Annotated in this window: 6 protein-coding genes; 4 read left to right on the plus strand and 2 right to left on the minus strand. The window is 41.4% G+C overall.

The window, feature by feature from the left end:
* The first annotated feature begins 258 nt into the window (after positions 1-258).
* The 3 genes from P9B04_RS14775 (at position 259) to P9B04_RS14785 (ending at position 5,861) form a co-directional block, all read left to right on the plus strand.
* Complete coding sequence (locus P9B04_RS14775) at positions 259-1,938, plus strand: ABC transporter permease (protein ID WP_342055752.1); 1,680 nt, start codon at positions 259-261, stop codon at positions 1,936-1,938.
* Positions 1,939-1,986: 48 nt separating this feature from the next.
* The gene (locus P9B04_RS14780) at positions 1,987-3,498 is read left to right on the plus strand and encodes an acyl-CoA synthetase (protein ID WP_342055753.1); all 1,512 of its coding nucleotides are present in this window, start codon (positions 1,987-1,989) and stop codon (positions 3,496-3,498) included.
* A 152-nt stretch (positions 3,499-3,650) separates the two neighbouring features.
* Positions 3,651-5,861 (plus strand): DUF1796 family putative cysteine peptidase, encoded by a 2,211-nt coding sequence (locus P9B04_RS14785; protein WP_446718008.1) that lies wholly within the window; start codon positions 3,651-3,653, stop codon positions 5,859-5,861.
* A gap of 3 nt (positions 5,862-5,864) precedes the next feature.
* Here the strand turns inward: P9B04_RS14785 and P9B04_RS14790 are convergent, their stop codons facing one another.
* Positions 5,865-8,534: a TonB-dependent siderophore receptor gene (locus P9B04_RS14790; protein WP_342055755.1), complete on the minus strand. Its 2,670-nt coding sequence runs from the start codon at positions 8,532-8,534 to the stop codon at positions 5,865-5,867.
* A gap of 3 nt (positions 8,535-8,537) precedes the next feature.
* Entirely contained in the window at positions 8,538-9,266 is a 729-nt protein-coding gene (locus tag P9B04_RS14795) for a VOC family protein (protein WP_342055756.1), read from the minus strand.
* A 1,060-nt stretch (positions 9,267-10,326) separates the two neighbouring features.
* Between P9B04_RS14795 and P9B04_RS14800 the strand changes: the two genes are divergently transcribed.
* The coding region (locus P9B04_RS14800) for a DUF4347 domain-containing protein (protein ID WP_342055757.1) at positions 10,327-12,154 on the plus strand (1,828 nt) is incomplete at its 3' end.

Genomic DNA, 12,154 nt, shown 5'->3' on the forward strand with positions numbered 1-12,154 from the left:
GAGTTTTAGCCATCGTTCCTCATATCAACTTTTCTTGGTGCAAGATGTGAGTATATTTTAATTAGAAGTTAAAATGCTTGTATTCCTCATCCATTCCCAGTTCTCTGTTGCCTCTACTAAATTTGTAATCTATGGTGTGTACTCACTTCCCATGACATAATTTTCTATTTAATTCATTGATGGGAAATAGGAACAATTTAGCAGATATTTTTATTTATATTTTACCTGCACATAGCCTTGATTTTTAGCATCGTATTTATGAACAAATCTAACCCAATTATTGCTAATTTCTATAGATTAATTAACTACTTATCTATGAGAAGTTGGACAGCTATTGTTATGATGACAGCTATTTTAATTGCTATTCCCATTTTATTTGTAGTTAGTAGCATTTTTATCGACGCTGGAACCATCTGGAAACATTTAGTAGAAACCGTATTAACTCGTTATATTTTTAACTCTTTACTACTCATGTTTGGAGTAGGAATAGGTGTGTTAATTATTGGAGTCGTAACAGCGTGGTTAGTGACTATTTGTAACTTTTGGGGACGTAGTTGGTTTGAGTGGTTATTGTTACTACCTTTGTCTGCCCCTGCTTATTTGTTAGCCTATACTTATACAAATATGTTGGAATATTATGGACCAATTCAAGTCACACTTCGTTCTTGGTTTGGTTGGCAAAGTATTAACGAATATTGGTTCCCTAATATTCGTTCCTTGTGGGGTGCTATTTTAATGTTAATTTTGGTACTTTATCCCTATGTTTATCTATTAGCAAGAACAGCTTTTTTAGAACAGTCAAATTCTACATTAGAAGCTAGTCTTTCTCTAGGTTGTAATCCTTGGCAAAGCTTTTTTAAAGTTGCTCTTCCCTTAGCACGTCCAGGAATTATGGCTGGTTTAGCCTTAGCTTTAATGGAAGCTTTAAACGATTTTGGAACCGTTCAGTATTTTGGAGTAAATACCTTTACAACTGGAATTTATGATACTTGGTTTGGTCTAGGCGAAAGGGAAGCTGCTTCACAACTAGCGGCTTTTTTGATGTTGTTTATTTTTACGCTAATTATTTTAGAATTATGGTCACGTCGTCAAGCTCGCTATTATCAAAATAGTAGTCCTAGAAGTCCTATTACTCCTTATAAACTAACATCTTGGCGAGGATATTTAGCTTGGACAATCTGTTTTATTCCCTTCTTTGGAGGATTTTTAGCGCCTTCTTTTTATTTAGTTAATTTAGTTAGACTTAATGCAAATACCGCTTTAAAAAACAACTTTTTTATCCTAGCTAATAATAGTTTAAAAGCTTCACTGATTACAGCGATCGCTGCTTTGATTTTATCCCTAATTATGGCTTATGGAAAAAGAGTACAAAATAGTTTTTGGATCAATGGAAGTGTGAGAATTGCCGCTTTAGGCTATGCAATTCCCGGGTCAGTAATTGCTGTAGGCATTTTGATCCCCGTAGGAAAATTAGATAATGCGATCGCTAATATAATACAACAAATTTTTGAAGTAAAAATAGGTTTATTAATCAGTGGTACAATTCTAGCTTTAATCTACGCTTATTTAGTGCGATTTTTACCCGTTGCTTTTGGAGCAGTTGAATCCAGTTTAGGAAAAATAAAACCCAGTTTAGACGATGCTTCCAGAAGTTTAGGAGCAAAACCCAACGAGATTTTAATTAAGATTCATACTCCCTTAATGACTGGAGGAATACTAACAGCAATTATGTTAGTTTTTGTGGATGTGATGAAAGAATTACCCGCCACTTTAGTCATTCGTCCCTTCAACTTTGATACCCTAGCCATTAGAGTGTATCAATATGCCTCCGACGAACGATTATCCGAGGCAGCTGCCCCCGCTTTAGCCATTGTTTTAGTGGGAATGATTCCTGTAATTTTTCTCAGTTGGCAAATTAGCCAATCTCGGTCCCGATAACATATTATGATTTAATAGAATCTTCAACTAATTTATAGGAGAATGGGAGTGGAACTGCCACTAATTAATCGTGCTAAAGCAAATCCCCAATCAACTGCTATTTTGACCACAGAAGGAAGCTTTACCTATCAAGATTTACTAAAACGTTCCGGGGAAATAGCCAGCCATTTATTAGGAGAAAAAGCAGATTTAGAAGAACAGCGAGTGGCGTTCCTCGTTCCTTCAGGGTTCGACTATGTGGCAGTACAGTGGGGAATATGGCGCGCTGGGGGCATTGCAGTACCCCTCTGTACCTCCCACCCTAAACCCGAACTAGCCTATGTTATAGCTGATTCTCAAGCGCCTATCATAATAGCTCATCCTCAGTTTGAAACCATAATCAAACAACTGGCCGCAGACAACTCCTGTTCCTTCTACCTCACCACCGACATAAAAAACCAACAACCCTCCCACTTACCCGATAATATTAGCGGAAGTCGACGGGCATTAATGCTCTACACTAGCGGAACCACAGGAAAACCCAAAGGAGTTGTTACTACCCACGATAATATACAGGCCCAGGTTACCAGTTTGGTGGAAGCTTGGGGGTGGACCGAAAACGATCGCATTCTCAATGTTCTCCCGTTGCATCATATCCACGGCATTATTAATCTTCTCACCTGTGCGTTATGGGTTGGCGCACAATGCCATTTTTTACCGAAATTTGATGCAGAGGCGGTGTGGGAGTCCATTTTAAAGGGGGATTTAACCCTATTTATGGCGGTTCCCACTATCTATGTCAGACTCGTTGAAGCTTGGCAAAAAGCACCCCTAGAAAAACAGCAAGCAATGTCCCAAGCTGCTCGTCAACTGCGGTTGATGGTGTCCGGTTCCGCAGCCTTACCCATAAAAGTGTTAAAACAATGGCAAGATATTAGCGGTCATTTTCTCCTAGAACGCTACGGTATGACGGAAATAGGGATGGCCTTATCTAACCCCCTTCAAGGAAATAGACTCCCTGGATACGTTGGTCAACCCTTACCTCGCGTTAAAGTACGCTTAGTAGACGAAGAAGGAAAAAAGGTTATTCCTGGAACCCCAGGAGAAATTCAAGTCAAAGGACCCGGTGTTTTTCTAGAATATTGGCAACGAACCGAAGCAACCAGCAAAGCGTTTGAAGACGGATGGTTCTGTACAGGGGATTTAGCAGTAGTAGAAAAGGAAAACTATCGCATTCTCGGTCGTCTCTCTGTGGATATTATCAAAACTGGCGGTTACAAAGTTTCTGCCCTCGAAATCGAAGAAATATTACGCACCCACTCCGATATTAAAGATTGTGCAGTGGTTGGGGTAGTGGATGAAGAGTGGGGACAACGGGTATGTGCAGCCTTGGTATTGCATCCTAATAAGGAGTTAACCCTAGAAACTTTAAGGGGTTGGGCAAAAGAACAAATTGCGGTCTATAAAGTCCCCACAAGGATGGTAATTTTGGATGATTTACCCCGTAACGCTATGGGTAAAGTTACCAAACCGAAAGTAAGAGAGATATTCAATGACAATGGAAACCTCACCTCAAAATAACAAGATAAATTGTATTTTAGAATACATTAGGCTATTTTTTTGTCAAGGTTTATGGTAATAGTTGAGGAAGCTTTAAGGTGAAAGTCTTTGCTTTAAGATAGTTAGATAGGGGGAAACCTATGTATCGCTTTCAGATAATTGCACACACGCAGATGGGTGAGTCTATTGGTCTGGTAGGTTCGACTCCAGAGTTAGGAGAATGGGACGTAAAAAAATGTCTCCGTTTACAAACCAATGGCGATCGCTACCCTGTGTGGTGGGTGGAAACAGACATAGACTTGACTCCATTTTTAAAATCATCCCAGGAACAAAGAATCGAATACAAGTATGTGCGTTTCTGTGATAACGATAAAGTAGAATGGGAAGCCCTCGGTGCTAACCGTTGGTTACCCCTTGAACCCGATCCCGGTTCTGCAACTTTGACCATAGAGGATGGGGCTTTTGGCTACCTTCAACCTTGGCCCTACGGTTACTTGAATGTACCAAAAGTTCCCCTACCCAAAGCCAAAGATGGCTTAAAAGTCCTTGTGATCGGTAGTTCTGTTGCTGTAGGACACAACGCTTGGTTGATGGAGGGTTGGAGTTGGCATCTCGAACAAGAGTTACATCAAAAATACGGTCATCAACTGGTAAATGTGTCCCTATCCGGCAGTAACGTTACCACAACTATCGATCGCTTCTCTGAGGTGGTAACCCCAGAAAACCCAGACATAGTAATTATTGCTCTTTCTCTAGGTAACGAAGGTTTAGCCCATTGTCCACCCCACGAACGATCGGCAATACAGCGTCGGTTTGAAAGCGGCTTACAACAACTGGTAAAAATGACCCAAGACTTGGGGGCTGTTCCTATTTTGGGATCTCTCTATCCCAACGGAGATTATAACGCCGAACATTACTGGTTACTACAAGATACCCATCAAAGGATGCTCGGTTGGGGAGTACCTTTGTTGGATTGGTTGGCAGTTTTAGATGATGGTCAAGGTCGCTGGAAGCAAGGAACCTCCTTTGATCCGGCTCATCCTAACACAGAAGGACACCGCCTCATGTACGAAGCCATCGACCTAGACTTATTCGCTCTTAAACCGACAGATTTAGCAAAAAAAAAACAACCCCCTAAACCAAAGCCAGTAACCATCTATAAAGATAAAAAGGGTTTCCAAGTCTTAAACCAGAAGGAAGATCGGAGTTTACAGATCATAAATACCTCCCCCCATTCTTACACCATCAGTCCTTCTTGGGAAAAACTGCAAACTCCTCTACAAAAAACAGCTACTTTAGAGCCAGGTATTTATCTTACCAACACTGTAAGTCAGCACATTCCCGCCTCCTTTTGGGTGAGGGAAAATGGGATTATCGAAACAAATTTAGACATTCCCCCTTCTGTTGAAATAGAGTATCGCCCTGTTTTTGAGTTCTTTTCTCCCAAAATTTCCCAAATTCTCTTCTACGATGGAAATCTAGCTATTCTCAAACAAGGGGATCTTCTCCTGCGACTGGTTAACGAATCAGACCACGAATACAATCTCCAGCCCATGTGGAAAGAAGTACGCCAAGCTCTCAAAGGAGTGGCATCAGGGGTTTACACCGATGTAGTCAATCCTGAGATGCCTTTCCGTACCATGATGATCGGTTCAGATGGTCTTGAAAGCAGGGTAAAAGTCCCCCCTCTTTCTTCTTTATCCTTTCAATATCAATGTCCCTTATCGGATATCAGTCGCGTAGCCATTCTACCTCTCGGCGATCGCTGTGCCATTCGCATGGTTTTACATAAAATGGAATACGATGGTCCAGCTTATCCCTTTGATTTGACACGAACCACTAATCTCAGCGATGTAACCGATATCATCGAAAACAGCTTTTATGATATGTGGAATCCCTATTTCCTTCACTATAACCAGGAAGCCGGAAGAATTTATCATGGTAAGTGGACAAGTCTATCTTTTGCTCACGAAGTGGAAGATACAGACGACCCAGTGAATGACTTTTCCGTTGTCCATCAAAGGATGCAGACTCGTTATGAAGCTCGTTCTCGAAGGTTTTGGTACACTTTAAACCATTGCGATGAAGTTCTTTTTATTCGCACAGGAGTCGCCAACCGAGAACAAGTCGAAGACCTCGCCCACAAACTAAAATACAGGTGTCAAGGAAAACCATTCCGTATTTTGCTCATTTCTCCCCAATCTAGTGAAGAGTTCTCGGAACTAGCCAATGTAATCCATTATGACCTACATTTGAACCCTGACCGTATGTACGAAGATTTAGGTTACTGGATGCACTGCACTGGAGTAATGCGTTCCATACTGGACTTTTTGGGAGTGTCCAGCAAAAATCTCTTTTGGTGTCCTGCTAAAATTCCTAATTAAATATTAAAATTGCCAAAATATGGTTCCTTGAAAAGTAAAAGGTGCCCCAGGATTTACCCGAGTGCGATCGCGCGCTCCTTCAAAGTATTCGTGGTCTAGTATATTCTTAAAGTTAAAAGCAATCCTCATATCCCCAACCCGATAAAAAATGGCAGCATCGGTTCTGACATAAGCCGGAAGGACAAAAGTATTACCTAAATCCCCTTGTCTATCGTCTTGGTAATATAAACCAAACCCAAAACCTAATCCTTCAAACAATCCCTCTTGAAAATTGTAGGTTGTCCATAAACTGGCCGCATGAAGGGGTACATTAGGTAATTTACTTCCATCAAATTCCTCTCTAAAATCTTCAGAAACAAAAGCGTCTGTATAACTATAAGTACCAATTAGATTCAATCCGGGAAAAACCTCCCCAATAACATCTAATTCAAAACCGCTACTCCTTTGTTCTCCAATTTGGATTTGAAAGCCAGGATTTTCGGGATCTTGTTCAAGTTGATTTGTCCGAGTTAGATCATAAACAGATACAGATATAGAAACCTTCTCGTCTAACAATGAAGCTTTTGCCCCTACTTCGTATTGTTTTCCCCGTTCCGGGTCAAAAACTTCCCCGTCAAAACTTTGACCAACCACAGGATCAAAAGAACGAGCATAGCTACCATAAAGAGAAATGTTGTCCGTAATCTTATAAACAATACCCACACGAGGAGTAAACACCTGATTATTAATTTGTATACTTTGTTCCCGCAGAAAATCCGTAAAGGTGAGATCCGTATAATCAAACCGTCCCCCTGCAGCCACAATTAAACGGTCAAAAAAGGTAATTTGATCTTGAAAATATATGCCCGATGAGTTCAAATGGGACTGGTTATCCTCGAAAATTAGTGGCTGATCCACAGATTCAGGACTATAGATAGGATTGTAAATATCAATGGGATCGATTTGACTAAATATTAATGTATCTTCCGTTTGTTCTTCTGCGTATTCGTAACCGATCAGTAATTTATGATCGATTCCCCAGGTCTCAAATTTACCAACAAGGGTGGTATTGATGGTGAAGTTATCAGATTTTGAGGGATTTTCTGCTAAAAAGCGGTTGAGAGTCCGTAAATCTGTACTTAGGGATATGGGGAGTATAAAAACGCTCCCGTCTCCTTCGGGAATCCGTCCAAATGCTGCCAAAAATTCGTTTTTGAACGTCCAATTATCGCTAAATTCGTGTTTAAAACGATAACCTGTCCGAGAAACGTAGCCAAAACTCTCCACTAAGGAAGGTTCCCCCAGGTTGCGATCGATGGGTAACTTCCCTTCAAAATCTTCGTTTGGGTTCCTCAGTACGGTTCCTATTGCTGGTAACTCTGGGGCGAGTGCTTCGGTTTTTTCTTTCACATACTCCGCTTCGATGATCATTTGGGTGCGATCGCTAATATCCCATCGAACAGAAGGGGCGATTAAAATTCGTTCTTCGATGTCCTCAAATTCCTTGAAGGTTCTACCTGTTTCAAAAGAGGCGGCCAAACGATAAGAGGCACTTCCGTCGTCGTTTAGTGGTCCTGTAACGTCTATTTCAGGACGATAAAAATCGTTTTCCCCTGAGCGAAATTCAAAGGAAAAGAATTCTTGTGGTTGAGGTACTTTTGTCACTAAGTTGACTGTTCCTCCCAGGTTCCCTTGACCAAATAGAATAGATGCTGGCCCCTTCAAAACTTCGATGCGCTCTAAATTCGTGGTGATTCCTCCAAAAAACCTTTGACTATCATCCCTCATGCCATTTCTGAGGATATTCTCCGACTCAAACCCTCGAATGATCGGGGTTAGGGCAACAGAACTCGTGGAGGCACGGCCGCTGGTTACCCCACTAATATTTTCTAACGCTTCCCCAACGGTGCGATCGCCCCTGTCTTCGATGATTTCTTCCGTCACAATATCGATGTCTTGGGGGGTATCTAAAATAGCTGAATCATCCCGAGACACTGAGGAGTTTTTCGGGGGGGTATAGGTCCGTTCAGCTATAGGGGGGCGAGGGGGGTCTGGTGTAGGTTCTGGTGGGGGTTCTGGGGGTGCTGGTGGGTCTGGTGGGGCTATGACAATTACTTCGGGAAGTTCCTCGGGTTCAGTGGGAGCAGGAGGAAGAGCCTCAGGCTCTTGTCCTGGGATGGATGAGGGGGGAGGGGTTGACCCAGGAACTTGAGGGTCAGAGGGGGTTGTAGATGGCTCTGAGGATTCTGATGGGCCTAAGTTTCCAGCGATCGCCGTTTCTGTGTTAGGCAAAGTAACCGCTATACCGGAGGAGGTTGTGGTGATTTGAGCTAAGGGAATTTCCTCTTCTCCAACGATGGTTACAAATACACCGACGCGATATTGCTGTCTAATGGTAATCGAAGCAATCCCTGGTACAGGGTTTTGTTGCACAAACTCTTTTCCTCCCCCTGGTAAGCTCAATTGAGCGTCTAAGAGGTCAATAACTAGGGTGTTGTCGGTGCGAGTCTCAAAAAATTGTGGAGATGAACCGTCGGAGGTGGTAATCACTAAGGCTAAACCTTCGGCTGTTCCTTCCAAACGCAGTTCAGTGATCTGAACCAGATCTGGGAGTTGACCCCACGCAGGTTGAGAAACACAAACGGCGATCGCACTACTGACAAAAAAACTAGGAGAAAAAAGAGATTGCTTCATTACTTAATATTTCAGTACCAACGGTAAAATTGGTCGAGCATCAATTAGTTTTCCTTGTTTGTGGTGGTCAAACGTCAATTCCAATAGGGTGGTTGTCCCCTGTTTGAGAGATAGAAGGTTGTGTAAGACCAGGAAAGAAATTGCTCGAGTCCATAGGTTAGGTTGAGTGAGGGTAAATTCAAGATTTGTGAGTCTTTTGATGTTAATGGGATGATTGACCAATTTTCGATGCTCTTTAACAGAACTGTTCAGCCAAGTGGTCAGCGCCATCGAATCAGGAATACTATAACAAATTGGTTCTGATAGGGTGGTAAGATTATCTGAGGCGAAACTTACTAAACCCTCGGCTTTCAAGGATTGTAAAGTATTTTGATCTTTTTTATCACCAATCTGAGGGCCAATACTTCCGTTTTGACGTAATCCAATGGCAAAGGGAGCCGCCCCTGTCTGTTTCCAGTTAGCACGGGAAATAATATCTATATTTGTTTCTGTCTTATACTGCTTAACCTTTTGGTTATCTTCGCTCCAAACGATCTCAAGATAGGTATTTTCAAAGAAAAACAACGTAGAGGCGGTTCCCTGTTTTTCTCGTCGTATAATCTGATCTGAGCTATGGAGTCCCAGTTCTTGCAACATAGAAATGGCTACTGTTGGTTCTGACGTATAGATAACGAGGTGATCAACTTCGAGTAAGTGGGATTCTATTTGTACACGGGGTGAGGATACTATCATAATTGTTGACTTTGATTGTGGTTAGGGTAATTTACAATAATGACGACTTACACAGATTTTTACAGTACGGAATCAAAGGCTTCTTGAGCAGGGTTGAATCTCAAGATTCCCGTATTCCTTAACAAAACTCTTGATGTCATGAAATTGACTCACTTTGTTATTCGTATTGTGCATCATAATTTTTAGTAATGCGAATTTTTTTGAATAAATTATTGACTATTAAGGAGCAAAATACTAATCTTTGTCAACTATTTTGGAGGTTTTTGAGAAATTTCTTGCTCTAGAATAGGCTTCTATTGATGCTTTAGAGCAGTTCACAAAAATTACAAAGAAGCTAAGGTGTGAATATTCGATTACCAGTTATGAATTATCAGTTATCACTGTTCACTGATTCCTGTAATCATCTTTTTTCAACCCACATTTTAAAATAATTGTCAACATCTAATAGGAGGCTTATTGATAATAACTTTAAAAGATATTGAGGTTTAGTTACTTCTACTACTTTTGCCTTTCAATTTCTTCGTAAAACTTCTATTGTTATTAGATGAGGCTTAAGTTAATGATTTTCTATAGTCATGCTTTCAATAGATAACAAAAACTGATATAGCTTTTATCGGACTCATGAGGTACACTTAACTCCTGTCTCCTGTCTCCTGCCTCCTGCCTCAAAGCGATCACCTCTGTACCTCACAAGTATGAGAAATGCTATAAGTAAGTGCATGGACAAAAATAGAAATTAACTGTTATTGCAAAGGGCTTTGCTTTCAAGGGTATGAAGTACTTAGCTTGTCTATATATTCCCTGTTCCCTAAAGTGATAACCTGAGTTCGATACAGTACTAATTCACTCGCAGTTGTGCAAAATTTGCACAAAATTATATTCAACTTCATCAGTTGGTTCCCAAACACATTAAGTGTTATAATGCTAAGTTGGGGAGATCCCTTGCGTAAATTTCATCTGAGATGAGAAGGCCTCGGCTTATTTTTTAACTTAACATAGGAAAGTTATTATGGAGAAAAGAGCAACTTTTTGCACAAATAAAACATTATTGGAGTATGAAATGCCCAAAGTCCCTAATAATATTAAAAATAAAACAAATTTAGTCATTATTGACGGAAATGTAGAAAATCCCAAGCACTTACAAAACGGTGTTATTCCCAGCGTAACCACCATTATCCTGGATACTAACAGAAATGGGATCGAACAAATTACCGAAATTTTAGCTAATTGCACCCATATTGATAGCATTCATGTTGTTTCCCACGGATGGTCAGGGGGAATACAACTAGGAAATAGTCGATTAAGTTTGAATAACTTTGAACGGTATCTCAACCAAGTGCAACGTTGGTCCAAAAAACTAGCTGGAGTACCGATGCTACTCTATGGTTGCCAAGTTGCATTAGGAGAACAAGGTCGCCAATTTTTGAACCGTTTACACCAGATCACAGGTGCAAACATTGCAGCCTCTAGCAATCGGGTTGGTAATGCCTTAAAAGGGGGAAATTGGCATCTTGATTTTAAAATAGGGGAAATTACCGACAAATTAGCTTTTTTACCCCAAACCCAACAGGCCTACACCGGCGTATTTGATCCCACAATCAGCATAACAGCCGATCCCTTAGTTTTGGTGGAAGACGAAGGCACCCAAACCACCCTCACCATTGCCCTGAGTGAACCCCCTCCAGAGGAGGGCATTTTTGTTACCCTTGATAGCAATGTACAATTGGGTCTAGCAGATTTTATTTTCTTCCCTTTCCCAACAACTACAGGTATTAGTGGTAATCTTGGTGGACCAGCAGGTAACCAAATACTCGAGTTCACGGTGGTTGAACAAATTGCCACCATTACTCTAACTATTTTTGACGACCAAGATCGTGTTGCCGAGGGTAATATCACAGATCCGACCGGACCAAATCGCAACGACGATCAAGGAGTAGAACAATCTATCTTTACCTTAATCGATGGAGAAGGGTACGATGTTGATCCCATCGTTAACGAGGTTGTTTTAACCCTAGCAGATACCCGTTCCCAACTTGAAACCAGCGAACCCACTGTTTCCCTGACAACAAGTCCTGACATTCTCTTTGAGTCAGAGGAAACCCTTTTCACCTTCACTTTTAACCTTAGCGAACCCCCACCAGAAGGAGGGGTAACGGTTGCAGTCACTGGAGATGTAGCTCAAAGTTTGAATCAGCTGAGCGTATTCGATATCACTGTAACTGGAGGTGATTTTCCCATTCCTGATTTTGATAATACGGGTTTCTCATTTAACATTACCGAACAAACTGCTACAATTAGCTCACCTATTTTTAACGATGGAAATCCCGAAGATCCTGTCATAGTTACCTATACCCTACTTGACGGTGATGGATATGAAGTCGATCCTGATACCAATGCAGGTAGTGTTACTTTTGCCGATAGTCCTCCTAATACCCCCCCAGTTGCAGTAGATGACACAGAAACAACCTCAGAAACTGCAGCAGTAAATGGGGACGTATTAGAAAACGACACAGATGTAGATGAAGATGATCTCACCGTTACCGAGGTAAACGGAGAAGCAGGGGATGTTGGCACTGAAATAACCCTAGCATCAGGAGCATTACTAACCCTAAACAGCGATGGAAGCTACAACTACGACCCCAACGGAGTATTTGATAACCTAGAAGAAGGACAAAGCGACACCGATAGCTTTGAATACACCGTCAGCGATGGACAAGGGGGAACTGATAACGCCACCGCAACCATCACCATCGAAGGTGTAACAGGAAATACTCCCCCAGTAGCAGTAGATGACACAGAAACAACCTCAGAAACTGCAACAGTAAATGGGGATGTATTAGAAAACGACACAGATGTAGATGAAGATGATCTCACCGTTACCGAGGTAA

The organism is Crocosphaera sp. Alani8, from assembly GCF_038442745.1.
Taxonomy (GTDB): Bacteria; Cyanobacteriota; Cyanobacteriia; order Cyanobacteriales; family Microcystaceae; genus Crocosphaera.

Bases quoted from the DNA above. Each gene is read 5' to 3' on its own strand.
- P9B04_RS14775 (WP_342055752.1), top strand. From the start codon at position 259: ATGAACAAATCTAACCCAATTATTGCTAATTTCTATAGATTAATTAAC.
- P9B04_RS14785 (WP_446718008.1), top strand. From the start codon at position 3,651: ATGGGTGAGTCTATTGGTCTGGTAGGTTCGACTCCAGAGTTAGGAGAA.
- P9B04_RS14790 (WP_342055755.1), bottom strand. From the start codon at position 8,534: ATGAAGCAATCTCTTTTTTCTCCTAGTTTTTTTGTCAGTAGTGCGATC.
- P9B04_RS14795 (WP_342055756.1), bottom strand. From the start codon at position 9,266: ATGATAGTATCCTCACCCCGTGTACAAATAGAATCCCACTTACTCGAA.